22 protein-coding genes and 1 pseudogene are annotated in these 25,147 nt (G+C 73.1%); 8 read left to right on the top strand and 15 right to left on the bottom strand.

The features are described from left to right. Window positions 1-807 (top strand): annotated as a pseudogene (locus ACIRYZ_RS04220) (hypothetical protein); the annotation flags it as partial. A gap of 88 nt (window positions 808-895) precedes the next feature. Here the strand turns inward: ACIRYZ_RS04220 and ACIRYZ_RS04215 are convergent. From ACIRYZ_RS04215 to ACIRYZ_RS04205, 3 genes are all read right to left on the bottom strand, one after another. After that, complete coding sequence (locus ACIRYZ_RS04215) at window positions 896-1,930, bottom strand: transglycosylase SLT domain-containing protein (protein WP_402939258.1); 1,035 nt, start codon at window positions 1,928-1,930, stop codon at window positions 896-898. A 50-nt stretch (window positions 1,931-1,980) separates the two neighbouring features. Continuing rightward, window positions 1,981-2,787: a helical backbone metal receptor gene (locus ACIRYZ_RS04210; RefSeq protein WP_402939255.1), complete on the bottom strand. Its 807-nt coding sequence runs from the start codon at window positions 2,785-2,787 to the stop codon at window positions 1,981-1,983. A gap of 375 nt (window positions 2,788-3,162) precedes the next feature. Further along, the gene (locus tag ACIRYZ_RS04205; protein WP_402939252.1) at window positions 3,163-3,726 is read right to left on the bottom strand and encodes a sigma-70 family RNA polymerase sigma factor; all 564 of its coding nucleotides are present in this window, start codon (window positions 3,724-3,726) and stop codon (window positions 3,163-3,165) included. A 103-nt stretch (window positions 3,727-3,829) separates the two neighbouring features. On the opposite strand from ACIRYZ_RS04205, the gene ACIRYZ_RS04200 reads away from it, so the two are divergent. Then, window positions 3,830-4,096: a zf-HC2 domain-containing protein gene (locus ACIRYZ_RS04200; protein WP_402939249.1), complete on the top strand. Its 267-nt coding sequence runs from the start codon at window positions 3,830-3,832 to the stop codon at window positions 4,094-4,096. A 324-nt stretch (window positions 4,097-4,420) separates the two neighbouring features. Here ACIRYZ_RS04200 and ACIRYZ_RS04195 read toward each other — a convergent pair whose 3' ends face one another. Then, on the bottom strand, window positions 4,421-5,335 hold the full coding sequence (locus tag ACIRYZ_RS04195) for a hypothetical protein (RefSeq protein WP_402939246.1): 915 nt from the start codon (window positions 5,333-5,335) through the stop codon (window positions 4,421-4,423). A 286-nt stretch (window positions 5,336-5,621) separates the two neighbouring features. On the opposite strand from ACIRYZ_RS04195, the gene ACIRYZ_RS04190 reads away from it, so the two are divergent. Further along, window positions 5,622-6,899, top strand: coding sequence for a cytochrome P450 (locus ACIRYZ_RS04190; protein ID WP_402939243.1), 1,278 nt, complete (start codon window positions 5,622-5,624; stop codon window positions 6,897-6,899). Window positions 6,900-7,023: 124 nt separating this feature from the next. On the opposite strand, the gene ACIRYZ_RS04185 is transcribed toward ACIRYZ_RS04190, so the two are convergent. After that, window positions 7,024-7,716, bottom strand: a complete 693-nt coding sequence (locus ACIRYZ_RS04185) for an N-acyl homoserine lactonase family protein (protein WP_402939240.1) — start codon at window positions 7,714-7,716, stop codon at window positions 7,024-7,026. Between the two features lie 234 nt (window positions 7,717-7,950). Here ACIRYZ_RS04185 and ACIRYZ_RS04180 point away from each other — a divergent pair, with 234 nt between their 5' ends. Continuing rightward, complete coding sequence (locus ACIRYZ_RS04180) at window positions 7,951-9,375, top strand: CoA transferase (RefSeq protein WP_402939237.1); 1,425 nt, start codon at window positions 7,951-7,953, stop codon at window positions 9,373-9,375. A gap of 52 nt (window positions 9,376-9,427) precedes the next feature. Beyond that, a complete protein-coding gene (locus ACIRYZ_RS04175; RefSeq protein ID WP_402939234.1) occupies window positions 9,428-10,066 on the top strand; it encodes a DUF6461 domain-containing protein in 639 nt (212 codons plus the stop codon). A gap of 85 nt (window positions 10,067-10,151) precedes the next feature. Here the strand turns inward: ACIRYZ_RS04175 and ACIRYZ_RS04170 are convergent, their stop codons facing one another. Next, a complete protein-coding gene (locus tag ACIRYZ_RS04170) occupies window positions 10,152-10,751 on the bottom strand; it encodes an HdeD family acid-resistance protein (protein WP_402939231.1) in 600 nt (199 codons plus the stop codon). Between the two features lie 153 nt (window positions 10,752-10,904). On the opposite strand from ACIRYZ_RS04170, the gene ACIRYZ_RS04165 reads away from it, so the two are divergent. Then, window positions 10,905-12,722, top strand: a complete 1,818-nt coding sequence (locus ACIRYZ_RS04165; protein WP_402939229.1) for an NAD-binding protein — start codon at window positions 10,905-10,907, stop codon at window positions 12,720-12,722. Window positions 12,723-12,922: 200 nt separating this feature from the next. Here ACIRYZ_RS04165 and ACIRYZ_RS04160 read toward each other — a convergent pair whose 3' ends face one another. Together ACIRYZ_RS04160 and ACIRYZ_RS04155 are read right to left on the bottom strand one after the other, a co-directional pair. Further along, a complete protein-coding gene (locus tag ACIRYZ_RS04160; protein ID WP_402939226.1) occupies window positions 12,923-13,702 on the bottom strand; it encodes an enoyl-CoA hydratase in 780 nt (259 codons plus the stop codon). A gap of 200 nt (window positions 13,703-13,902) precedes the next feature. Then, a complete protein-coding gene (locus tag ACIRYZ_RS04155; RefSeq protein WP_402939224.1) occupies window positions 13,903-14,961 on the bottom strand; it encodes an enoyl-CoA hydratase/isomerase family protein in 1,059 nt (352 codons plus the stop codon). A gap of 153 nt (window positions 14,962-15,114) precedes the next feature. Here ACIRYZ_RS04155 and ACIRYZ_RS04150 point away from each other — a divergent pair, with 153 nt between their 5' ends. Further along, entirely contained in the window at window positions 15,115-15,288 is a 174-nt protein-coding gene (locus tag ACIRYZ_RS04150; RefSeq protein WP_402939221.1) for a hypothetical protein, read from the top strand. Between the two features lie 71 nt (window positions 15,289-15,359). Here ACIRYZ_RS04150 and fahA read toward each other — a convergent pair whose 3' ends face one another. From fahA to ACIRYZ_RS04115, 7 genes are all read right to left on the bottom strand, one after another. After that, complete coding sequence (gene fahA, locus ACIRYZ_RS04145; protein WP_402939218.1) at window positions 15,360-16,592, bottom strand: fumarylacetoacetase; 1,233 nt, start codon at window positions 16,590-16,592, stop codon at window positions 15,360-15,362. Beyond that, entirely contained in the window at window positions 16,589-17,518 is a 930-nt protein-coding gene (locus ACIRYZ_RS04140; RefSeq protein WP_402939217.1) for a hypothetical protein, read from the bottom strand. The genes fahA and ACIRYZ_RS04140 overlap by 4 nt, the downstream gene beginning before the upstream one ends. After that, complete coding sequence (locus ACIRYZ_RS04135) at window positions 17,515-18,717, bottom strand: homogentisate 1,2-dioxygenase (RefSeq protein ID WP_402939214.1); 1,203 nt, start codon at window positions 18,715-18,717, stop codon at window positions 17,515-17,517. Before ACIRYZ_RS04135 ends, ACIRYZ_RS04140 begins: the two co-directional genes overlap by 4 nt. Before the next feature lie 42 nt (window positions 18,718-18,759). Next, window positions 18,760-19,974, bottom strand: coding sequence for a 4-hydroxyphenylpyruvate dioxygenase (hppD, locus tag ACIRYZ_RS04130; protein ID WP_380609539.1), 1,215 nt, complete (start codon window positions 19,972-19,974; stop codon window positions 18,760-18,762). 250 nt (window positions 19,975-20,224) lie between these two features. After that, window positions 20,225-21,616 carry a phosphoribosyltransferase family protein gene (locus ACIRYZ_RS04125; RefSeq protein ID WP_402939210.1) on the bottom strand — a complete coding sequence of 464 codons (1,392 nt, stop codon included), beginning with the start codon at window positions 21,614-21,616 and terminating at the stop codon, window positions 20,225-20,227. 421 nt (window positions 21,617-22,037) lie between these two features. Continuing rightward, complete coding sequence (locus tag ACIRYZ_RS04120; protein ID WP_402939207.1) at window positions 22,038-23,738, bottom strand: acyl-CoA dehydrogenase family protein; 1,701 nt, start codon at window positions 23,736-23,738, stop codon at window positions 22,038-22,040. A gap of 102 nt (window positions 23,739-23,840) precedes the next feature. Next, window positions 23,841-24,425, bottom strand: a complete 585-nt coding sequence (locus ACIRYZ_RS04115) for a PadR family transcriptional regulator (protein ID WP_402939204.1) — start codon at window positions 24,423-24,425, stop codon at window positions 23,841-23,843. Between the two features lie 186 nt (window positions 24,426-24,611). On the opposite strand from ACIRYZ_RS04115, the gene ACIRYZ_RS04110 reads away from it, so the two are divergent. Continuing rightward, entirely contained in the window at window positions 24,612-25,082 is a 471-nt protein-coding gene (locus tag ACIRYZ_RS04110; protein WP_402939201.1) for an SPW repeat protein, read from the top strand. The last annotated feature ends 65 nt before the right edge of the window (window positions 25,083-25,147 follow it).

Below are 25,147 nucleotides of genomic sequence, written 5' to 3'. Positions count from 1 at the left end.
GGGGAGTCTGTGGCTGAGGTCGAGGAGCTGACCGAGGCGGCGATCGCCGAGCCCGTCGAGGCTGTTGAGGTTGGGGAGCCGGCGGCTGAGGTCGAGGTTGCCGATGAGGCTCCTGCCGTTGAGGTCGGGGAGTCTGTGGCTGAGGTCGAGGAGCTGACCGAGGCGGCGATCGCCGAGCCCGTCGAGGCTGTTGAGGTTGGGGAGCCGGCGGCTGAGGTCGAGGCCGTCGACGAGGCCCCTGCCACCGAGGTCGAGGAGTCGGCTGCTGAGGCTGACGGGGCCGAGGAGGCTCCGGTCGCCGAGGTCGCCGAGGTCGCCGAGGTCGCCGAGGTCGCCGAGGTCGCCGAGGTCGCTGAGGTCGCCGAGCCGGTGATCGAGGCCGAGACTGCCGAGGAACCCCCGGCGGCCGTGGCCGAGGAGCCCGCCGTCGAGCCCGAGGTTGTCGCCGAGGTTCCTGCCGTCGAGGTCGCGGAGCCCGTCGTCGAGTCCGAGGCCGTCGAGGAAGCCCCCGCCGTCGAGCCCGAGCCCGCCGTCGAGCCCGAGCCCGTCGCCGAGTCGACCGCTGCCGAGCCCGCCCCCGAGGCCGCCGCCGGCCGTCCCGAGAAGCCGGACTTCACCCCCGGCCGCCCCGTGACCGCCTACTCGGCCGACGAGCTGCTCGCCGTCGTCCGCTGGGTCGACGGTGACGGTACCGGGCGGACCGACGAGGAGCTGCTCCGGGCCGCCATGAAGGAGCTGGGCTTCGCCCGCCTCGGTCCCCGGATCAAGGAGGCGCTGGGCGCCGCCGTCGCCGCCGCGCGCGGCTGACGCGTCAGTACCCACAGCAGGGCCCGGGACGCACGAGCGTCCCGGGCCCTGTGCTGCATGCGGGCCGTCAGCCGAGAGCTGTGGCTCGTCAGCCTGCCTTGTTCCACGGCTGGCTGGACATCAGCGCCTTCACGTTGGACACGTACTTCGGGTTCGGGATGTCCAGGCTGCCGACGACCTCGCCCGTGGTCGGGTCGGTGACGGCGTTGTAGTGCACGTTGCCCGCGCCCGCGTTGTACGCCGAGATGACCAGGTCGAGCAGCGGTGTCTTGCCGGTGACCGGGTCGGGGGAGAGGTCGTACTTGCCGCCGAAGGAGGAGTCGCCGTAGTAGGCGACCAGCCAGTTGAGCAACTGGGTGCCGAGCTGCACGTTCCCGGCAAGGGTCTTCGGGTCGGAGGTCGTACCGAACTTGCCGTTCATCCAGTTGACGGTGTTCGGCATGACCTGCATGGTGCCGATCCCGCCGTCGCAGGCGAGGATGCCGGACTGCCAGCCGCTTTCCTGCCAGGCGATCGCCTTGACCAGGTTGACCGGCAGCGGCGGGAGCTTGTCGGTGCCGCCCGAGCTGAGGGTGAGCACCCGGGACTGGCCGGCCGCTGCCGTGAGCGCCGCGCCGACGGCCTCCTTGAGCTCGTCCGGCTGGGGCTTGCTGGGCTGACAGCCGCTCTGCAGCGGCGGCACGTGCGGGGCCGGCGGTGCGGGCGGCGGCGGGAGCGCAACCGCGCCGGGCTTGGCGGTGGGTACCGGGGCGGCGACGACGGGCTTCTCGACCGGCGGCTGGGTGGCGGGCGCGGCGGCCGCGTTGCCGGGGGCCGGCTTGGCGGTGCCCGGCTGGGTGCTCGGTGCGGCCTTCGCCGTCTTGCCCGCCCCGGTACTGGCGGCGGCGCTCGGGCTGCGCGAGGCACTGGGGCCGGCTGACGCCGAGTCGGTCGGCGTCGGGGCGGCGCTCGCGGACGGGCTCGGCGTGTCGCTCGGCGAGGCGGTGGCGGCCGCGGGCGTGCCGGTCGCCGCCGCGTTCTGGTGGTCGTCGGTGTGCTTGGTGCCGCAGCCCGCCAGGACGGCGGTCGACACGGCGGTGGCGGACACCAGGATCAGTGTCCGCCGGGTGGTGCTCAGCTTCATGCGTGGTTCCCCCCACTTGTCGCCGGTGATCCCGGAGAGTGGCGGTCATCCTACGATGTGGGCATCGAGCCCTGTACGAACGGGTGGTCGATCGCCTGCCGCAGCACGGTCGGCGCGGCGACCAGGGAGGGGCCGTACCAGGTCAGGTGCCGTCCGCTGACCAGCGCGGCCGGGACGTTCGGGAACGCCTCCGGGCCGTCCTCGGGGGTGAAGCGGTACGGTTCGTCCGGCAGCACCACCAACTCCGCTCCGCTCGCCAGGAGTTCGGGCAGTGGCACAGCGGGGTAGCGCTCGGGGTGGTCGGCGTGGACGAGCCGCAGGCCCAGACGGCGCAGCAGGTCCCCGGCGAAGGTGTCACGGCCGAGCACCATCCAAGGGCGGCGCCAGACCGGCACGATCGCGCGCGGACCGTCCGCCGTCGGCCGCACCTCGCGCCAGGCCGCCTCCGCCTCGTCCAGCCAGGCCGGGCGGGGCAGTCGGCAGGCGGCGGTGAGCAGGCGGTCCAGCGAGCGGAACGCGTCGTCCAGAGTGCGGATGTCGGTGACCCAGACCGGCACCCCGGCGGCCCGCAGCGCGTCCAGGTCGGGACGCCGGTTCTCCTCGTCGTTGGCCAGCACGAGGTCCGGTCCGAGGGCGAGGATGCCCGGTACGTCCGGGTTCTTGGTGCCGCCGATCCGGGTGACGGCCAGGTCAGCGGGGTGGCTGCACCAGTCGGTGGCGCCGACCAGCAGGCCGGCTGCGGTGGCGGCGACCGCCTCGGTCAGCGAGGGCACCAGCGAGACCACCCGGCGCGGCGGGTGCGGCCCGATCCGTACGGGCAGGTCGAGGTCGTCGCGCAGCAGGGTGGGTTCGGCCATCCGGCCACCCTACGGGCAGGGCGGTCGTGAGGGGCCGTCATGCGGCTTTCGTAGGCGGCGTCCCCAGCGGTGACGTGCAGGGCGGCGGATACGTCGGTGGGCGCCAGGCTGACCACGTTCATGTCGAGCATCGCGACGAACGAGAGCAGCCCGGCGGCAACGGCCAGGCTCCACCGGTCGGCCGGCTCGGTCTGATGGTCGGTCGGGAACGGCTTGGTCGAGGACGCGGCGGCTCCAGCTCCGAACACCCGGGGGGAATTTTTGCGAGGGGCGACTTTCGGCGAACAGATAGCAGCTGACAGATTTCGAAATCTGTCAGCTGTCATCTGTCATCTGCAATCTGTTACTTGTCCGCGGTCGGCTGCCCGCCCCCGCTCAGCAGGCCGCCGCGAGCTCCCCGGTCTCGGCCGCCCGCAGTCGCGCCATCAGCTCCTCGCGCGCCCGGGCGACCCGGGAGCGGACGGTGCCGACGGGGCAGCCCGCGACCTCCGCCGCCTCGGCGTAGCTCAGGCCGACCACCTGGGTCAGCACGAAGGCCTCCCGCCGCTGCGCGGGCACCCGGTCGAGCAGGTCCCCGAGGGCGATCCCGTCCTCGAACCCGGCCGTCGGGGTGGCGCCCTGCCGCTCCGCCGCCTCCTGCCAGTCCGGCAGCGCCGCGCAGCGCGGCCGGGCGGCGGCCATCCGGTAGCGGTCGACCACCGTGCGCCGGGCGATGGACAGCAGCCAGGTGCGGGCCGAGGAGCGTCCGGCGAAGGCGGGCAGGCTGCGCAATGCGCGCAGGAAGGTTTCCTGGGCGAGGTCGTCGGCGGACTGGACGTCCGTCAGGTGGGCGACGAAGCGCCACACGTCCCGCTGGGTCGCGCGGACGAAGGCCTCGACGTCCGCCGCCCGGCCCGAGCGGGCGGTCAGCGCGAGCGCGGTGAGCTGGTCGTCATCCACGGCGGCCTCCCGCCCGGCCCGCCCGGCCCGCCCGGCCCGCCCGGCCAGCCCGGTCCGCCGGGCCCGCCGTCCCGGCGCACCGGCCGTGCGCGACGATGGTCACATGAGATGCGCGCAGTTCCGTACCGCTCTGTCCGCCCGGCTCGACGGTGAATCGAGTGGCCTGTCGGACACCCGGCTGGACAAGCACCTCGCGCGCTGCACCGGCTGCCGGGAGTGGCACGACCGGGCCGAGCGGCTGCGCGGCGAGGTGTGGGCGGCCGCCACCGACGGGCCGTCGCCGGAGTGGTCGGCCCGGCTGCTGGCCCAGCTGGAGGCGGAAGACCCGGTCGGTCACGCTCCGGAGGGCCCGCAGGGCGCGGAGCGGTAGGACGGTGGCGCAGGCCGGAGCCGGTGCGCCGTCGTAGTGAGGCATGGGAAGGTCCCGAGGGGAAGGCTGGGAACGGCGCCGCGCGCAGCGGCACCGCAGACGTCCGTGGGGCGATCGCGCGGCACACCGCACCTCTGGTAGAAGGCGTCGGCGAACGCGGGCCCGAACCCTGCTCGGCACGGTGCGTGGCGGCACTCCGGCACAGCGACCCGAAGGTGCGGTGGCAGCGGGGTGCGACGGACGACGGCACGACAGGGCGACCTGCCCGTCACGGAGGTCCCGGCAGCAGCCGAGGTCGGCCGGGGGAGGGGTGCGGCGGGCGCGTCAGCAGGCGAGGGCGAACGCCGGCGGGCCGCGCCGGACGACGGCATGCGTGAGCAGCGCCGACCGGGGCGGCCGGGCAGGTCGGTCGGCGGGCCGGGGCGGTGCCGGCGGCCGGTACCCGAAGGGGCGGCCGACCAGCGCCAGTAGCGGGAGCAGCAGCGCCCCCGCGACCACGCTCCCGAGCGCGCCGAGCAGCTCGAAGAGTCGCACCAGCGCGACGTCACCACGCCAGAGCAGCAGCGCACAGGCCAGCGCCGCCAGCACGTGGGCGATCGCCATCCCCGGCGACATGCCGTGCGACATGCCGGGGGGCATCCCGTGCGTCATTCCGTGCGTCATCCCGCCGGACAGGTCATGCGACATCCCCGACGACATTGCGTGGGACGTCCCGGCGGGCATGCCGGGCATCCCCGGCATGCCGGGCAGGCCCATGTCCATGGCCATCCCGTCGGCCGACCCGGCCGCCGCCCCGTGGTGCATCCCCGCGAGGGGGCGCAGGCCGGCGGTCGCCGGCGGGACGTCCGGGTTGATGCCGGCCATCCGTGCCAGCTCGACGGGGGAGAGCCCGTCCGGTACCCGGTCCGGGTTGCAGAGCAGCAGGGCGGCCCAGTCCGTGGTGGCGAGTCGGCTGAGACCGCCGCCCCCGCGACCGAACGACCCGGCCTGTTCGAACAGCAGGTGCAGCGCGCTCTGCGCCGCGACCATCCACGCGCTGATCACACCGAGCCCGCGCGGCTTCCTGGCCAGCAGCCAGGTCAGCCCGAGGACCGCCCCGAACGCGCCGAACAACACCGGTGGCGAGACCCCGGCCCCGGCCATGGCGACGTGCGCCGTGGCGGCCATCGCCACGCACAGCGCGGCGAAGACCGCGGCGCGCAGCAGGCGAATCCGGTCGGTCATCACGATGGCACTCATCGTCGCATCCGCTTTGCCCGGCCCGTACCGCACCCTCCGGCATTGGCCGGTTCCATCCCGTGAGACCATGCCCGGCTTCCCGGTCCCCGCCTGCCCGATCCCCGCCTACCCGGTCGACCGGCAGGCCGGCCCGGTCGCCAGATGAACCGATCAGCCGCTCATGGCACCCATTCATGCAGCCGTCGATGCGACTTGACATCGCGCAACCTCTGCTCACTAAATGTGCTCACGCCGACACGGGCCGTACGTGCCGGAAGGAAGCGGGCCGGAAGCAGGAGGCAGGACCATGGACGCCCCGACGGAGATCTCCGCGGCCACCCCGGCAGGAACCCCGGCGTCAGCCACCCCCGACCTCGCCGACCCCCGTTTCTGGCAGTTGCCCGCCCCCGCCCGAGCCGCCGCCTTCGCCGAGCTGCGCCGCCGCCCCGCCCCGGTGTACTTCGGAGACCGCGCCACCGGTCGCGGCTTCCACGCCCTGGTCCGGCACGCCGACGTGGTCGAGGCCAGCCGTACCCCCGCCGTCTTCCTCTCCGGCCCGGGCGTGACCACCCCCGAGCCGGCCCGCTGGGTCCGGGTGCTGTTCGGCGACTCCATGGTCAACCTCGACGACCCCCGCCACGCCCAGCTGCGCCGGATCGTCTCGCGGGCCTTCACCCCGCGGCTGCTCGGCCGGGTCGAGGAGGACGTCCACCGGATCACCACCGCCCTGGTGGACGAGGTCGAACGCGGTCGGCCGGAGGACTTCGTCGGCGCGGTCGCCGCCGAGCTCCCCTTCCAGGTGATCTGCACCATGATGGGCATCCCCGCGGAATCGCGCCGCGCCATCCTCGACCTGGTCAACCGCACCTCCGAGGACATCGGCGTGGCCCGTCCGCTGCGCCGCCGGTTCCGGGTGCCCGGGCGCGGGCTGGCGGCGCTCGCCCGGATGCAGGGCATCGTCGCCGGGATCGGCCGCGAGCGCCGCCGCCGGCCCGCCGAGGACCTGATCTCCGCGCTGGTCACCGCCGACGTAAACGGCCGCCGGCTCACCGGCCGGGAGCTGGGCGCCTTCTTCACCCTGTTGTTGGTGGCCGGGGTGGAGACCACCCGCAACGCGCTGGCCCACGGCCTGCACCTGCTGACCGTCAACCCCGAGCAGCGGGCCCTGCTCCTCGCCGACCTGGACGGGCGGCTCGACGGCGCGGTGGACGAGATCGTCCGGCATGCCTCGCCGATCATCCAGTTCCGCCGGACCGTCGCGGTGGACCACGAGCTGGGCGGCCCCGGCGGCCCGCTGCTGCGGGCGGGGGAGAAGGTCGCGCTGTACTACGGCTCGGCGAACCGGGACGAGGAGGCCTTCCCCGACCCGGACGCCTTCGACATCACCCGCAGCCCCAACCCCCACCTCGGCTACGGCGGCGGTGGGCCGCACTACTGCCTCGGCGCCCATCTGGCCCGGCAGGAGATGACGGCGCTGCTGCGGGAGCTGTTCACCCGGCTGCCCGACGCGCGGTCGGTCGGCGCGCCGGAACTCGTCCCGTCCAGCTTCGACCACCGGGTCCGGTCGCTGCGGTTCACCTTCTGAGCCCTCGCCCGGCCCCGGGCTGGAGTCCTCCCCCGGCCCCGGGCTGGAGTCCTCGCCCGGGCCCTCGCTCGAAACCCTCGTCCGAGTCCTCGCCCGGGCCCGCGTCTGCGTCCCCGGCGATCCGTCAGGCGAGCTCCCAGACCGCGTGGTCGTGCGCGAAGAGCACCCGGCGCGGCCCGTGCTCGGCCACCCGGTCCAGCCAGGCGCGGTACCCGGGCAGCGGCGCGGCCGCCCCCTCACGGGCGGCCTGCCGGGCGAGCACCGCCTGCCCGTACTCGGTGGCGAAGTCGTACGCCTGCCCGGCCAGCAGGACCGTGCAGTCGCCCAGCCGCTCGACCAGCAGGGACTGGTGGCCGTCGGTGTGTCCGGGGGTGGGCAGCACCTGGACGCCGGGCCAGATCTCGGTCTCGCCGTCGAGCTCGCGGTAGACGGCGCCGGGGAAGTCGACCAGCGCGTCGATGGTGTAGTCGCCGCGTCGGGCAGCGGCCAGTTCCTCGGCCTGGACCAGGACCGGCGTCCCGGCGAGCAGCGGGTTGCCGCCGCAGTGGTCGAAGTGCAGGTGGCAGTTGACGACCAGGTCGATGTCCGAGACCGAGACGCCGGCCGCGGCGAGCGCCTCCGGCAGCGGGCGGCGGACCGGGCGGTAGTGCGCCTCGGTCTCCAGCGAGCCCGCGCCGATCCCGGTGTCGAACAGCAGCAGCCCCTCCGGGCCCCGGACCAGGTACGCGAGCACCGGCTCCACCCGAGGCTCGGGGCCGCCCACCTCGGAGGCCGGCCGGACGAAGTAGCCCAGGTCGAGACGGCGGATCCTGTGCATTCGTCCCCCTTGTCACTCAGCCCCCGTGCCTACGGCCGGAACCGGCCGCTGCTTCGCACCCTACACGCGGACCACCGGCTGGCCGCCCGGCCTGCCCTGCTTCCCCGTCGAACCCGTCCTGACCAGTGCGAATGCCGGTGAACCGGACGGCGGGCCGCGCGGCGGGGAGGGTGGTCGGCGCCCAGTGGCGGACGTCACGGCGGGAACGCGGGAAAGCGGAGCACAATGCCGGACATGACAGATCGTCCGATGCCGTCCGAGGGCGGGCCCGCCGACCGTCCGACCGCCGACCGTCCAACTGCTGACCGTCCGACCGCCGACGCCTGGGCCGCCCTCGGCGGACCGGCCGAACTCCTGGACCGGGTGGGCTTCCGCGGCCCGCAGGACGTCCTGCCCTCCGGCCTGCCGGTGCGCCGGCTCGCCCGCGCCACCGTGGCCGCCTGTTCGCTGGCCGCCGCCGAGTTGGCCGCGCACCGCGCGGGCGGGCCCGTCCCCGCCGTCCGGGTGGACGAGGGGGCCGTCGCCACCGCCTTCGTCAGCGAGCGGCACCTGGCGATCGACGGCCGTACGCCCGTCAGCTTCGCCCCGCACTCCGGGTTCTGGCGCACCGCCGACGGCTGGGTCCGCACCCACGCCAACTACCCGCACCACCGGGACCGGCTGCTCGCCGTCCTCGACCTCGCCCCGGACGCCGGGCCCGACCAGCTCGCCGAGGCGCTCGGCAAGCTGCCGGCCGAGCAGGTGCAGGAGCGCGCGTACGCGGTGGGGGCGCTCGCCGTGGCGGTCGCGCCGGTGAGTGCGGCCGTGCACCCCCTGGTGGAGCGCCGGGAGACAAGGTCCGCGCCGGCCCGTCCGCTCGGCGCCGCCCCGGTGGACCGGCCCGCCGCCGGGATCCGGGTCCTCGACCTCACCCGGGTGATAGCCGGACCGGTCGCCACCCGCACCCTCGCCCTGCTCGGCGCCGACGTCCTGCGGATCGACTCGCCCCGGCTGCCCGAGGCCGAGGACGCCCACACCGACACCGGCTTCGGCAAGCGCTCCACCCGCCTGGACCTCGCCGACCCGGCCGACCGCGCGGTCTTCGAGGGCCTGCTCGACACCGCGGACGTCGTCGTGACCGGCTACCGCCCCGGATCCCTGGACGCCCACGGCCTCGCCCCCGACGCGCTGTTCGCCCGCCGCCCCGACCTGATCCTCGCGCAGGTCTGCGCCTGGGGCTGGACCGGTCCGTGGGCCGGCCGCCGCGGCTTCGACAGCCTGGTCCAGGCCGGCGTCGGCATCGCCGCCCACGAGGCGGCCCCCGACGGCCGCCCCGGCGTCCTGCCCGCCCAGGCCCTCGACCACGGCACCGGCTACCTCCTCGCCGCCGCCGTCCTGCGCGCCCTCACCGACCAGCGCACCGACCGCCCCGGCGGCCGCCACCTGCGCTTCTCCCTGGCCGGCACCGCCTCCTGGCTGCTGCACGGCATCGAGCCCGAGCCGAAGGCCGCACCGCGCCCGGGCACCGAGCCGTACGACCCGGCGAGCCGGCTCACCGAGACCGACTCGGCGTACGGACGGCTGCGGCACGCCCTGCCGCCCATCGGCTACGAGGGCGCGCCCGTCGACTGGGCCCGCCCGCCCGGGCGTTGGGGGACGGACACGCCGGTCTGGCGCTGAGCGACCAGGGGCGCGGAGGGCGCTGTCAGCGGGGTCTGGCAGCATCCTGCGCATGACCGCCGCACACGCCACCGACTACGCCTGGTTCGAGAAGCGCTACCCCGTCCTGGGCGAGGCCTACTGCCTCACCCAGGTCCAGGGGGTCGGCGCCGAGGAACTGCTGCGCCGCTTCGACGCCCTGACCGGCCGGGAGGTGACCGGGCTGGACGCGGTGCTCGCCGCCTGGGAGACCTTCGGCGACGGGGAGGACGAGGAGGCCGAGGAACTGTTCGACCTGGACGAGGACCGCATCCTCGTCGCCGTCGCCGAGCTCGACGGCTGGGCGCTCGCGGTCGAGCCGTACGGCTACCTCGGCAGCCTGTACGAGGTCGTCCCCCGGCTCGGTGAGGGCACCCGGCTGGTCTCGCACTTCCGGAACGTCAACGCGGCGGACCGCTTCCACTGGTGGGAGCACGGCACCTGCCGGCTGGACTTCGAGCCACTCTTCGTCGACCAGCGGGACGGCACGGACGCCGAGGCCCCGGGCACCCCGGAGCTGCTGACGGCCTGCGGCTTCCAGCTGGACGGGGAGCGCTACGAGCTGCACACCGAGGCCGCGTTCGCGCTCGCCGAGCGGCTGACCGACGTCCGGCTCAGCCCGGAAAGGCTGGAGACCGCCACCTTCCGGCTCGGCTACGCGCCTCGGCCGTAGCGGCGGAGGGGGTAGCGCGGCGCCGGGAGTGGTGGCGGCCTCCTCGAACAGTGGCCATCTCGCGCGGCCGCGGCCTGGCGGCCGGTCAGGCCCCCGAAGGGATCCGCTTGGCCCGGCTGCGCATCTGGAGGGCCGTCGCGATCTCGACCACGCCCAGGATCAGCAGCCAGCACCCGGCCAGCACGGTGAGCGCGGAGATCGAACCGACCGGCCAGACGATCAGCAGCACACCGGCCAGGGTGTTGGCCACACCCGCGAAGGCCTGCCAGCCGCGGGCGGGCATCAGCGGGTCGGAGACCGCGGCGACGAACTGGGTGATGCCGCGGAACAGCCAGCCGATGCCGATCCAGAGCGCGAGCAGCAGCAGCGACTGCGCCGCGCTGCGGAAGCAGAGCAGCCCGAGCAGCACGCTGATCGCGCCGCTGATGAAGGCCAGCACCCGCATCGCGGTGGCGGTGTGGGTGCCGAACGCGGCGACCAGCTGCACGATGCCGATGACCAGCAGGTAGAGGCCGAACAGCACGCCCACCACCAGCAGCGTCTCCCGGGGCCAGGAGAAGACGACGATGCCGAGGGCGAGCGAGGCCACACCGGCGGCCAGGAGCATCTGCCAGGCGGCCCTGGCGAGCATGCCGAGCGGGCCCTGGACCGGGGTGCCGTCGGGGGTGATGATCGGAGGGGCCACGGTGGGTTACTCCTCGGGGCTGGGGGCGGAGAACGCACCCCAGCCTCATCGTTCCGCCGTCAAGCCGCGCGTTGGGTAGGTCCGTTCGAGTGACTTCCGACAGTTGCCGGAATGACATCCTCCGGTCACTCGCTGTCGATATCATCCATCGGTATGACTTCTGAAGGGTGGGGGACCCCTCCGGTCGAGCCGATCAGCCAGCACTACATCGTCTGCGGGGGCAACGCGCTGGCACACCGGCTGGTCCTGGAACTCGTCGAGCACTACGAGGTTCCGGTCGTCGTCCTGGTCGCCGACCGGACCCGCGACCACGCGCCGCAGATCGAGCGACTCCCCGGAGTCGCCGCCGTGGTCGAGTACCCGAGTGTCACCGAGGAAGCGCTGCGTGCGGTGTCCATCGGCACCGCCCGTGGACTTGCCCTGGTCGAGGGCAGCGACCAGGAGAACATCCACGCCGCACTCAGCGCCCAGGACCACAACCCGGACATCCGGATCGTGTTCCGGATGTTCAACCAGCGACTCGGCGAGAACATCCAACGGCTGCTCAAGAACGGCGCCGCGCTCTCCGGCTCCGCCACCGCCGCCCCGGCCTTCGCCGCCGCCGCGCTCGGACGACCCAACGCGGTCGAGGTCGACGGACGGTACCTGCACATCGCCTTCGACGACGCCATCACCTCCGACCGGATCTGCGTGATCGCCGACCAGATCGACCGGAAGGATCTCAGCAAGATCCGCCTGCTGCCGGAACAGGAGGGCGACTCGGCCCAGTTCGTCCGCCTCGCCCGCGAGTTCGGCGACGACGGACCGGTCCTCCGCGGCGGGGCGCACCGTGAACCGGTGGTGCCGACCGCCGAGCCCGAGGAGGCGCCGGGCGGGAGAGCCGCGCTGCAGGCGCTGCCCGTCGAACCCCGGGAGCCGATCAGCTGGGTACGACGGCTGCGCTGGCGGCTGCTCGACACCATGCGGTTCTTCACCAGCGCCCGGATGCGGTTGGTGCTGCTCACCGCGCTCGCCGCGGTGCTGATGGCCTTCGGCGTGCTCTGGTACCTCAACCGGGACTTCGGCTGGACCGTCTACATCTCGCTGCTCGACCTGGCCGGCGCCGCCCAGCCCGACCAGCAGGCCGACATCGCCGCCGGGACCGGGACGGGCGGGATCTGGCAGCGGGTCGCCCAGGTGGTCATCACCATCTGCGGGATCACCTTCGCGCCGGTCGCCACCGCCATCGCGGTCGAGGTGCTCGGCTCCGGACGGCGCGGGCTGCCCCGCAACCCCAGCGCGGGCACCCGGGACCACGTGATCGTGATCGGGCTCGGCAACGTCGGTACGCGCGTCGCGACCCAGCTGCACGAGCTGGGCGTGCCGGTGGTCTGCATGGAACGGGACCCGCAGGCCCGCGGCATCGCCGCCGTCCGGGCGCTCGGCCTCCCGGTCGTGCTGGGCGACGGGCCGTTCGAGGAACAGCTGCGCCGCGCCCGGCTGAAGCACAGCCGGGCGGTGGTCGCGGTCAGCGGGGACGACGCCACCAACCTGGAGGCGGCGCTGGAGGCGCGGCACGGCAATCCCGAGGTGCGGGTGGTGGTGCGGCTGTTCGACGACAACTTCGCCGGCCACTTCTACAAGACGCTGGACAACGCGGCCTCCCGGTCGGTGTCCTACCTGGCCGCGCCGGCCTTCGCCGCCGCCCTGATGGGCAGCGAGGTGCGCGGGACGCTGTCGGTGTTCCGGCACGTGCTGCTGATCGCCGAGCTGGCGGTGGAGGACGGCAGCGGGCTGATCGGTCTGAACCGGCACGACCTGGAGGACCCGGGCGGCGTCCGAGTGATCGCCGTCCGCTTCGCGCGCAGCACGCACCTGCAGTGGAACTTCCCGGACCGCACCCGCCAGCTGACCCCGGGCGACCGGATCGTGGTCGCCGCCACCCGCAGCGGGCTGGCACGGCTCAACACGGTGCTGGTGGAGGAGGGGTGAGGCGCGCGGCCGGGGGCGGGTGACGGCGGGCGGGTGACGGCGGACCGCAGGCAGATGGCCGCGAACACATGGCCGCGAACGGATGGCCGCGAACAGATGACGGCTGACGGATTTCATCATCTGAAATCCGTCAGCCGTCATCCGTCAGTTGTCAGCCGTCAACGGGCGGGCGCTCCCCGCGGACCGTCCGCCCTCCGCCGTCAGCGGTTCTCGAACTTCGGCGGGCGCTTCTCGGCGAAGGCCGACATGCCCTCCTTCTGGTCCGCCGTGGCGAAGGCCGCGTGGAACAGTCGGCGCTCGAAGCGGACACCCTCCGCCAGCGTGGTCTCGAAGGCGCGGTTGACGCTCTCCTTCATCATGATCGCCGCCGGGGTGGACATCGCCGCGACGGCCTCGGCGGTGGCCAGCGCCTCGTCGAGCAGCTGGTCGGCCGGGACGATCCGGGAAACCAGGCCGGCCCGCTCGGCCTCCTCGGCGCCCATCATCCGGCCGGTCAGGCACAGCTCCATCGCCTTCGCCTTGCCGACCGCCCGGGTCAGCCGCTGCGAGCCGCCGATGCCCGGGATCACACCGAGCTTGATCTCCGGCTGCCCGAACTTCGCGGTGTCCGCGGCCAGCAGGATGTCGCACAGCATCGCCAGCTCGCAGCCGCCGCCCAGCGCGAAGCCGGCCACCGCCGCCACCACCGGCTTGCGCAGTGCGCCGATCCGGTCCCAGGGGCCCAGCCAGTCGTCCAGGTAGACGTCCGGGAAGTGGTTGCCCTGCATCTCCTTGATGTCGGCACCGGCCGCGAAGGCCTTCTCCGAACCGGTGATGACCAGACACCCGATCTCCGGGTCCCGGTCGAAGGCGGTGGCGGCCGCCACGACCTCGTTCATCAGCTGGGTGTTCAGCGCGTTGAGCGCCTTGGGCCGGTTGAGCGTGATCAGGCCCACCCGTCCCTTGCGCTCGACCAGGATCGTCTCGTAGGTCTCGGTCATCGCCGTTGACTCCCATTCCGCTGTTCGGCGCCGCGCGGGCGCGCCCTGACCACCCAACGATCTACGACGCGCCCCGCCTCGCGCCAGTCTTGACATGCGAGACACCGGTCACGAGCGCGGAGCAGTTCCCGGTCCCGGGTGGGTCATGGCGCTCCAGGAGTTCCGGGGAGAGGAGACGGTGGGATCCGGTCGGGCCGGGGTCAGGCCAGGCCCAGCTCGTCGTCCCCGCGCGGGGCGAGGAAGCGCGCGACGTCCGCCTCCGTCACCTCGGCGAGCGCGCGCGGCGACCACTGCGGGTTGCGGTCCTTGTCGACCACCTGGGCGCGGATGCCCTCGACCAGGTCGTGGCCGTCCAGCGCGGCGCAGGAGATGCGGTACTCCTGGTCGAGCACGGCCTTCAGCGAGGGCAGCGTACGGGCCCGGCGCAGCGCGGCCAGGGTGACCTTGACGGCGGTGGGGGAGTTCCCGAGGACCAGCCCGGCGGCCTCCTTCGCCTCCGGCACACCGGAGTCGAGCAGCCGCTCGACGATCTCCTCGACGGTGTCGGCCGCGTAGCAGGCGTCGATCCACTCGCGCCGGGCGGCGAGCTCGGCGGGCGGCGCGGGCTCGGCGTGCGCGGCGACGGCGGCGGCCGGATCGGCGCTGCCGGCGAGGGCGTCGAGCAGCTCGGGGAGGCGTGCGGACGGGACGTAGTGGTCCGCGAAGCCGCAGAGCAGGGCGTCGCCGGGTCCCATCGAGGCCGAGGTGAGCCCGAGGTGGGTGCCCAACTCGCCCGGGGCGTGGGCGAGCAGGCGGCTGCCGCCGACGTCCGGGACGAGCCCGATCCGGGTTTCGGGCATCGCGACCACGGAGCGCTCGGTGACGATCCGCACCGCGCCGTGCGCGGACAGGCCGACGCCGCCGCCCATCGTGATGCCGTCCATCACCGCGACGTACGGCTTCGGGTAGTCGGCGATCAGCGCGTTCAGCCGGTACTCGTCGCGGAAGAAGGCGCGGGTGCCGGCCCCGCCCGCCTTGGCGTCGTCGTGCATCGCGCGGATGTCCGCACCGGCGCAGAGGCCGCGCTCGCCGGCGCCGGTCAGCACGACCGCGCGCACCCGGCCGTCCGCGGCCCAGTCGTCCAGGGTCGCGCGCAGGGCGGTGATCATGCCGTGGGTCAGGGAGTTGAGTGCCCGCGGGCGGTTGAGCACGATCCGGCCGAGGCCGCCGTCGCCGTTCTCGTCCAGGAAGGCCCGGACCTCCGCCACCTCTACGCCCATCGGACCCGCTCCCGTCCCTCGGTGATGTGGACTTCCGCGCTCCACCGTACCGGGGAGGGGGGCGGTCGTGATCGCTGGGCCGGGACCGGGTGGCTCGGCGGCTACGGCCAGGCGATGCGTGTCGCCCAACGGGGTTGAGTACGCCGGGGACCAGTGCGCCCAAGGCCGTTCGGGGCGTGCCGGTGCGCAGGGTCATTCCTGCTCGCCGTCCAGGAACGGCTCGACGAGGTGTTCGCGGTCAACATCCGGGCGTCGTTCTTCGTCGTGCAGCACGGGCTGAAGCGGCTGGGGGACGGTGGGCGGATCACCAACATCTCCAACGGATAACAGCTGACAGAAGATGAAACTGTCAGCTGTTATCCGCTATCCGTTCGCTGAAATCTGTCAGCCTCGGGCCCTTAGCCCCGCACCCGCCCGGTCACCTCGCCGAACCCGACCACCGCGCCGTCCGGCCCCGGGGCCGTGGCGGTGATGGTGACCTCGTCGCCGTCCTCCAGGAAGGTCCGGGTCGTCCCGTCCGGCAGCTTCACCGGCTCCTCGCCGTTCCAGGTCAGCTCGATCAGCGCGCCCCGGGTGTCCGGCTCCGGCCCGCTGACGGTGCCCGAGGCGAACAGGTCGCCCGTGCGCAGCGAGGCGCCGTTGACGGTCATGTGGGTCAGCTGCTGCTGCGCGGTCCAGTACATCGCGGCGAACGGCGGCCGGGAGATCGGGTGCCCGTTCAGCCGGACCTCCATCGCCAGGTCCAGGCCCCACGGCTCGTTGCCCCGGTCGTCGAGGTACGGCAGCGGCTCGACGTCGCGCTCCGGCGGCGAGACCCGGGCGTGCTCCAGGGCGTCCAGCGGCACGATCCACGGCGAGACCGAGGTGGCGAAGGACTTGCCGAGGAAGGGACCGAGCGGCACGTACTCCCAGGCCTGGATGTCGCGCGCCGACCAGTCGTTGAGCAGGCAGACGCCGAACACGTGCTCGCGGAAGTCGTCCAGCACGACCGGCCGCCCCAGCTGCGAGGGCGTGCCGACGACGAAGCCGACCTCGGCCTCGATGTCCAGCCGGCGCGACGGCCCGAAGGTCGGCGCGGCGTCGGCCGGCGCCTTGCGCTGCCCGTGCGGACGCACCACCGGCGTGCCGGACACCACCACGGTGCCCGCCCGGCCGTGGTAACCGATCGGCAGGTGCTTCCAGTTGGGGGTGAGCGGCTCCGCGCCCGGGCGGAAGATCCGGCCCAGGTTGCTGGCGTGGTGCTCGGAGGCGTAGAAGTCGACGTAGTCCGCGACCTCGAACGGCAGGTGCAGCTCGACCTCGTCCGCCGGCAGCAGCGCGGGCGAGAGCGCCTCGCGGAAGGACTCGTCGGTCAGCCAGGCGGTCAGGTCGGAGCGCACCTGCGTCCAGACCGAACGTCCGGCCGCCATCAGCGGGTTGAGCGAGTCCGCCGCCAGCAGTACGGACGGCGCCCCGGCGGCGCGGGCGGCCGCCCCGGCGTCCAGCACGAAGTCCCCGACACGTACGCCGATCCGGCGCCGACCGGGCTGGTCGGCGGCGGTGAAGACGCCGTACGGCAGGTTGTGCACGCCGAACGGCGAGTCCTGGGCGCTGGCGAGCCAGCTGCGCGGGCTGCTGGGGGTGGTGCTCAACGGTCCTCCTGGGGCAGTGGATCGGGCGACGACAGCAGGCCGAGTGCGGCCAGGTCGCCCAGCGGCTCGGCGATGCTGCAGGTGCCGAACGCGGTGAACGAGTTACGGATCACCGTAACCTGACGATCGGTCAGCGCGCGTGCCGCCTTGGCCAGCACCTCGCCGTCCCGCTCTGCCAGCACCGCCGCCGCGGCCGCCCGGTCGGTCTCCTGCGCGGCCAGCAGCACGTTCAGGAAGCCGTGGTGCTCGAAGCCGGTCTCCGGATCGGTGTGCCGGACGGCGTTGTGCAGTCCGGCCGTGCACTTGTACGGCAGGCCGCGCAGCGCGCAGCCGGTGAGGAAGGCGGCCAGCTCGTCCTCGTCCGGGAACGCCTCCGCGACCAGCCCGCCGGTGCGGAACTTCGCCCGGTACGGGCTGTCGACCAGCACGTCCAGGACCGCGTCCAGCCCGTCCCCGCGCAGGAGTTCGCGCGGCAGCTCGACGGCGGCCGGTACGTGCGGCGGCAGCAGCCGGTCCAGTTCGGCGACCGCCTCGGCGGCGTCCCGGGTGGCGAGTTCGACACCGGCCAGCTCGAACGGCGCGGCGGCGGCGAGCGCCGGGGCGAACTCCGCGCTGCCCCCCGGCAGCACGAGTCCGACCCTGAGCGGCGTGGCGCCCGCCTTTTCCGTGCCCCTCGCGGTCGCGGCGGCCACGGCAGCTGAGGCCGGGGGCGTCGCGCCGCCCGTCACCACGGCGGCCAACTCGCCCAGTCGGCCAGCCCCGCAGAGGAACGGGCCGACCGCCTCGGCGTACCAGGCCGCGCGGTGGACGCGGTGGGCGGGCACCGCCTCGGCGACCGGCAGGTTCCCCGGGGGGAACACCGCCGCGTCGTCGAAGAGCCCGCGGAGCAGCTCGGGGATCACACCCGTGGTGACCGGGGCGCTCATCGCCCGGGCCCCCGACCGGCCCAGGTCCAGGCGTAGTTGTCGTCCTCGCTGGCCCGTCCGCCCTCGCCGAGCTCCAGCGGCCGGAAGGTGTCCACCATGACGGCCAGCTCGTCGAAGAAGTCCACGCCGATGCTGCGCTCGTACGCGCCCGGCTGCGGCCCGTGGGTGTGCCCGCCCGGGTGCAGCGAGATCGAGCCCTGGGCGATGCCCGAGCCCTTGCGGGCCGCGTAGTCGCCGCCGCAGTAGAACATGACCTCGTCACTGTCCACGTTGGCGTGGTAGTACGGCACCGGGATCGACAGCGGGTGGTAGTCCACCTTGCGGGGGACGAAGTTGCAGATCACGAAGTTGTTGCCCTCGAACACCTGGTGGGCCGGCGGCGGCTGGTGGATCCGGCCGGTGATCGGTTCGAAGTCCCGGATGTTGAAGGCGTACGGGTACAGGCAGCCGTCCCAGCCGACCACGTCGAAGGGGTGGTGCGGCACGGTGTAACGGGTGCCCGAAACCCCGTTCGGGCCACGGTGCTTGACCAGAACGTCGACGTCCCCGGCGGTGTCGACCACGAGCGGCCCGACCGGCCCGCGGAAGTCCCGCTCGCAGTACGGCGCGTGCTCCAGCAGCTGCCCGTACTTGGACAGGTAGCGCTTGACCGGGGTGATGTGGCTGTTCGCCTCGATGCAGTAGGCGCGCAGCGGCTCGTCCCCGGAGGGCACCCAGCGGTGGGTGGTGGCCCGGGGGATGATCACGTAGTCGCCCTGGCCGACCTCGATCGAGCCGAAGACCGTCTCGACCGTCCCCGAGCCGGACTCCACGTACACGCACTCGTCGCCGAGCCCGTTGCGGTACAGCTCGCTCGGGGCCCCGGCGGAGACGTACGAGATCCGCACGTCGCCGTTGCCGAGGACCAGGCGGCGGCTGTTCACGACGTCCGCGGACTTCCACTCCTGGCCCGCGAACAGCTCGTGCAGCTTGAGGTGGCGGGGGAGCAGGGGATGGTTGGGCACCGTGGACTGGTCCGGCAGCTCCCAGGGCACCGCGTTGACCACCGCCGAGGGGATGCCCCGGTGGTAGAGCAGCGACGAGTCGGAGGAGAACCCCTCCTCGCCCATCAACTCCTCGTAGTACAGCCCGCCTTCGGGTGTGCGGTGCTGGGTGTGCCGCTTGGGCGGGATGTTGCCCAGCTGCCGGTAGTACGCCATCTCCGTGCTCCTCCTCGACCGTCCGTCAGGGTGTCCTGACGATCACAGGTTGCCGCGACGGTCCTGCTCGCGCTCGATGGACTCGAACAGCGCCTTGAAGTTGCCCTTGCCGAAGCCCAGCGAACCGTGGCGCTCGATGAACTCGTAGAAGACGGTCGGGCGGTCGCCGATCGGCTTGGTGAAGATCTGCAGCAGGTAGCCGTCCTCGTCGCGGTCGACCAGGATGCCGCGCTTCTTCAGCTCCTCGATCGGCACCCGGACCTTGCCGATCCGCTCGCGCAGCTCCGGGTCGTCGTAGTAGGCGTCCGGGGTGTTGAGGAACTCCACGCCGCGCGAGCGCAGCACGTCCACGGTGGTCAGGATGTCGTTGGTGGCGAGCGCCATGTGCTGGCAGCCGGGGCCGGTGTAGAACTCCAGGTACTCGTCGATCTGGGACTTCTTCTTGGCGATGGCCGGCTCGTTGAGCGGGAACTTCACCCGGTGGTTGCCGCTGGCGACGACCTTGGACATCAGGGCGGAGTACTCGGTGGCGATGTCGTCGCCGACGAACTCGGCCATGTTCACGAAGCCCATGACCCGGTTGTAGAACTGGACCCACTCGTCCATCCGGCCGAGCTCGACGTTGCCCACGGCGTGGTCGAGGGCCTGGAACAGGCGCTTGGGCGAGCCCTCCGGGTGGGTGACGCCGCTCTTCGCGGTGACGTAGCCCGGCAGGTACGGGCCGCTGTAGCGGGAGCGGTCGATCAGGGTGTGGCGGGTCTCGCCGTAGGTGGCGATGGCCGCGCGGCGCACGGTGCCGTTCTCGTCCGAGACGTCGTTCGGCTCCTCCAGGACGGTGGCGCCGGTCGCCCGGGCGTGCTCGATGCACTTGTCGACGTCCGGGACCTCAAGGGCGAGGTCGACCACGCCGTCACCGTGGCGGCGGTGGTGGTCCAGCAGCGGGCTGTCCGGCTGGACGCCGCCCTTGATCACGAAGCGGCAGGAGCCGGAGCGGAGGACGTACGCCTTGCGGTCGCGGCGGCCGGTCTCCGGACCGGAGTAGGCGACCAGCTCCATGCCGAACACGACCTGGTAGAACTGCGCGGTCTGGGTGGCGTTGCCGACCACGAAGACGACCGCGTCCTGCGCGGTGACCGGGAACGGGTCGGTGCTGGCGTCGTGCTCGACGAGGCCGACGAGGCGGCGCAGCTGGTCGGTGTCGAGACCGGCCTCGCGCTCCTCGGGGGTCAACTCAAGGGCGTGGGACTGCGTGGTCATCGCTCGTTCCTCCACTCTGGGCCTCGGCGCTGAGGCTTGTGCTGGATCGCGTGGCTCGCGTGGATCGCGGCCGCCCGGCGAACAAATGCGCGGTGCGGATGGCGCAGAGCTTGCTCCTGTCCGAGTGGTTGGGCAACAGGTCGATTTTTTACTGCTCAATGTGTACAAGCTGATTAGGAAATCCCGCCTCGGGCTGCGCAAAATGTGCTGCCCCGCAGCGGTGGTCGCACGAATTCTGCGCAACCGGCGGCTACGGGCTCTCGTCAGCTGAGTCAGCAGGTGAGCCGCCAGGTGAGTTCGCAGGTGACCCGGCAGGTGACCCGGAAGGCGACTCGGCAGGCGGGAGGTGGCGCAGGAACCAGTCCCCGGCCAGCTCGGCGACCCGGTCGAGCGTGCCCGGCTCCTCGAACAGGTGGCTCGCGTGCGGCACCACCACCAGCTCGCTCTCGCAGCGCAGCCGGGCCCGGGCCTGCCGGTTGAGGTCGATCACGACGGTGTCCAGGGCGCCGACCAGCAGCAGCGTCGGTGCGCTCACCTCGCCCAGCACCTGCGGACCGGCGAGGTCCGGGCGCCCGCCCCGGGAGACCACGGCGCGCACCGCCGGGCCCAGCGTGGCGGCGGTGTGCAGCGCGGCGGCGGCGCCGGTGCTGGCACCGAACAGGCCCAGCGGCAGGCCACGGGTCTCCGCGAGCCCGCCCAGCCGACCGGCGACGGAGGTCAGCCGCGAGCCCAGCAGGCCGACGTCGAACACCTTGCGCCGGTCCGGCTCCTCGGCCTCGGTGAGCAGGTCGAACAGCAGCGTGCCCAGCCCGGCACGGTTCAGGTACCGGGCGACGTGCCGGTTGCGCGGGCTGTGCCGCCCGCTGCCGCTGCCGTGCGCGAACACCACGATGCCGCGCGCCCCGCCCGGGACGATCAGCCGGCCCGCGAGCCGGACCCCGGCGGCCGGCAGCACCAGCTCGCGGTCGACCCCGGCGGGCTCCGGGGACCGCTCACCCCTGGCCTCGGCCAGCAGCGCCAGCACCTCCTCGTCGCCGGTCTGCGAGAAGTCGGCGTAGAACTCACCGATCGCGAAGAACGGGGACGGCGTGTCGACGCAGACCAGCTCGTCGGCGACCTCGGTCAGGCGCTCGGTCCAGTCCACAGGTGCCACCGGCACGGCGAGCACCACCCGGGCCGCGCCGCGCGCCCGGACGATCAGGCAGGCGGCCTTGGCGGTGGAGCCGGTGGCGATGCCGTCGTCCACCACGACCACGGTGCGCCCGCGCAGGTCGGCGGCCGGACGGTCGCCCCGGTAGCGGCGGGCCCGGCGCTCCAGCTCGGCGCGCTCGCTCCGCTCCACCGCCGCCAGCTGGTCGTCGGTGATCCCGGCGAGCCGGATGACGTGCTCGTTCAGTACCCGCACGCCGTCCTCGCCGATCGCCCCCATGCCCAGCTCGGGCTGGTACGGCACGCCGAGCTTGCGGATCACGCAGATGTCCAGTGGCGCGCCGAGCGCCGCCGCCACCTGGGCGGCCACCGGCACCCCGCCGCGCGGCAGCGCGACCACCACGGTGTCGGCACCGCCCAGGTGGCTGAGGCGGGCGGCCAGGCGCCGGCCCGCGTCGGTGCGGTCGGTGAAGTGGGTTCCGGTGACGTGCATGACACGGCCTCCGAGTTCCACCGTACGCCGATCCGCTACGCCGCTCCCGGGCCCGTCACGGCGGGGCCGGGACGGGGCGCCGACGTCGGGCCGGGACGGGTGCGGGCGCCGGGCTGGGACGGGGCCGCGACGGGCGTGGGCGCCCGGCCGGGCTGGGGCCGGGGTCGCCCGGGCGGACTCCCGGGACCGTGCCTGCCGAGCCCCGGGACACGGGTGGGCACGGGGCCGGAACCGGGACGGGCGGCACCCCCGTGCGGCCGAGGTGCCGGACCCGGCTGCACGTCGCCACGCGCGCCGAGGCGGTCACCCGGGGTGCGGCACGGGGCTCGGGGGCGGCTGAGCTCGCCCGGATCGGTCCGGGGGTGCCGGTCCGCCGACCGGCACCCCCGGGGTCTCACTGGTACTTCCGGTCCTTCCGGTCCTACGGCTGCATCTCGTACGCGCCGGACAGCGCCTCGACCCGCGCCCACACCTTCGCGGCGCGCTCGGCGTCCGCGACCGGGCGGCGCACGTTCGCCAGCGCCCAGGCGGCCTGCTCCTCGGTGGTGGAGGCCTTGCCGTGCAGCTCGGTGGCGTGCGCGGAGAAGTCGCGGACCAGGGCGTCGAAGATCTGGTCCAGCACGTCGGCCGGCAGGTCGGTCAACTCGGCCTGCTCCAGGACCAGCTGGCCGTAGACGATCAGCGCGAACAGCTGACCGATCTCCAGCAGGAAGTCCAGGTCGGCCTGCTGCTCCTTGCCCGGCGCGTTCTTGAGCAGCAACTCGCAGAAACCGTCGGCCTGTTCGCGGAACCGGGCGACGTTCGGCAGCTGCGCGTGGCGGTCGTAGGCGGCGCGCCAGTCGTGGAAGCGGATCGCGCCGAGGCCGCGGGCCGGGCCCTGGCGGAACAGGAAGGCGTCGTCGGCGGCGTCCAGACGGGTCGGCACCGGGGCGTAATCGGCGGGCGCGAACAGGTAGTTGCCCATGAACTTGAGGATCAGCGCCAGGTTGACGTGGACGGTGCCCTCCAGCTTCGGCAGGCCGCGGATGTCCTTGGCGGCCTTGTCGAAGTAGGTGTCCGCCTCGAAGCCCTTGGCCGCGATGACGTCCCACATCAGGTCGATGACCTTCTCACCCTCGGTGGTGACCTTCATCTTGGTCATCGGGTTGAACAGCAGGTAGCGGCGGTCCTCGGGGGACGCGGTGCGGAAGTAGTCCACGGCCCGGGCGCTGAACAGCTTCATCGCCACCAGGCGGGCGTAGGCGTCGGTCAACTCCCGCCGCACGTGCGGGAAGTCGGTGACCTTCTTGCCGTACAGCACCCGGTTGTGGGCGTGCGTGAGGGCCTCGTACATCGCGTGCTCGCAGATGCCGACCGAGGCGGTGCAGAGGTTGAACTTGCCGACGTTGACGGTGTTCAGCGCGGCGTCGAAGGCGGCCTGGCCGGTGTGCAGCACGTCCTCGGCGCGGACCGGGTAGTCCTCCAGCCGGAACTCGCTGACGTACATCTGGGCGTTCACCACGTTCTTGACCAGGTGGTACGCCTCGTGGCGGCTGTCGGCGGCGAAGAAGACGTAGCCCTCCGGGCCCTCGACGTCCGAGCGGCGGCCGAAGACCGAGACCAGGCCGGCCACGTTGCCGTTGCCGATGTAGTACTTGGGGCCGGTCGCGGTGAAGCCGCCCTCGCCGTCCGGGGTGAGGATCATGTCGGTGGAGTAGATGTCGGCGCCGTGGGTGCGCTCGGACAGGCCGAAGGCCATCACGTGGCCCTCGGCGAGGAGCTTGGCGGCGCGGGCCCGGACGGCCTCGTTCTCGCTCTGCCAGACCGGGCCGAGGCCCAGGATGGTGACCTGCCAGGTGTACCAGTAGCCGAGGCCGTAGAAGCCGAGGATCTCGTTCAGCTCGGCGATCCGCGCGGTGTCCCAGCGCTTGGCGGGGTCGGCCGTGGCGGGGGTCAGGAACTCCGCGAACAGGCCTTCCTGGGCGGCGAATTCGAGGAAGTCGGCGTACCAGGTGCGGTCGATGTAGGTGTCGATGAGCGCCTTCTTGCCGCGGGACTCGAACCAGTCGACGGTCGCGCGCAGCAGACGGCGGGTCGGCTCGTCGAACTGCGCGGGGTCGTAGGTGCGCGGGTTGAAGAGCATCAGGGGCTCCCGGGGGTCGAGGGTGTGAGGACTCGGCGAACGGAGTTCAGCGAACGGAATTCAGCAGACAGAGTTCAGCAGACAGATTTCAGATAACAGATTTCAGACCCTGTTATCTGAATCCTGTTCCCCGCCACCCGCCCGCTCGCCCGCGAGCCGGCGCAGCGTGGCGAGCACGTCGTCGAGCCAGGCGAGGGTCATCCGCTCGTACTCGATGCCGCCGCGCAGCACCACGTGCTGGAGCTCCTGCCGGGTGTCGAGGGCGGTGAGGTCGGGGAAGTCCCGCTGCTCGCCGTGCAGGTAGCGGGCGAGCAGGGCGGCGTGGCTCTCGCGGTGCCGCTCGACCTCGGAGACCAGCGCGGCCGGGTCGTCGAAGGCGGCGGCGCGGATCTTGACCGCGAGTTCGTGCCGTACGGTCTCCGGCTCGACCGGCTCGCGCAGCCAGTCGGCCAGTGCCGCCCGGCCCGGCCCGGCCGCCGAGTAGACCTTCTTGTCCGGTCGGCCGTCCTGCGCGACCTCCTCCGCCGCGATCCAGCCGTCCGCTTCCATCCGCCGCAGCACCCGGTAGATCTGCTGGTGGGTGGCGGTCCAGAAGCGTCCGATGGAGCGGTCGAAGCGCCGGGCCAGCTCGTAGCCGGAGCCGGGCTGCTCCAGCAGCGAGACGAGGATCGCGTGCTCCAGTGCCATGCCCGCATCCTGCTATGCAACGAGTTGCATAGGCAATGGGCCCTTGGAGTGTTGAGACGCAGGTCACCGGCGTGATCGGATGGTTATTGATCATTCCCGACTATCAGGTGCAAAACGGTAGAGAAGCGCCAGAATAGGTACGGGGCAAGCCCCTTCCCTGGTCCGAACCACATGGAGGTGGTATCGGTGGCAACCCATATGCCGACGGGCATGGAGCACCACCCGGACATCGTCGAACTCCGGGAGCACTACGAGCGGGTCACCTTGACTCCCCGCGCCCAGGGCGTCGAAGCCCTGGCCGTACTGGCCGGCCTCTTCCTGGCGGCATCGCCGTGGATCGTCGGTTTCAGCGCGTTCAGCACCCTGACCGTGACCTGCCTGATCGTGGGTCTGGCCTACACGGCGCTGATGGCCGGCTACGGATCGGCCTACGAACGGACGCACGCGCGGGCCTGGGCGGCCACCGCGCTCGGTGTCTGGACGATCCTCTCCCCCTGGGCCGTCTCCGGGTCCGTCGCGCTCGGCAGGAACATCGTCACCTGCGTCATCGCCGGTGCCGTGATGTTCCTGCTCGGCCTCGCGGCGATCTCGATGGCCACGATCACAGCGAACGGAGCAGCGATGCGGCTCGGCCGGGCCGGCCGCGCCAAGGGCTGATCTTCCCCACAGCCCGTGTCCGGGGCGCGGAGGGCGCGAGCCCGCCACGCCCCGGCGCGCGCCCG

This window comes from Kitasatospora sp. NPDC101155, from assembly GCF_044768305.1.
GTDB lineage: Bacteria > Actinomycetota > Actinomycetes > Streptomycetales > Streptomycetaceae > Kitasatospora.
The sequence above is the reverse complement of the archived record's forward strand: the minus strand, read 5'-3'. Positions and strand labels throughout refer to the sequence as shown.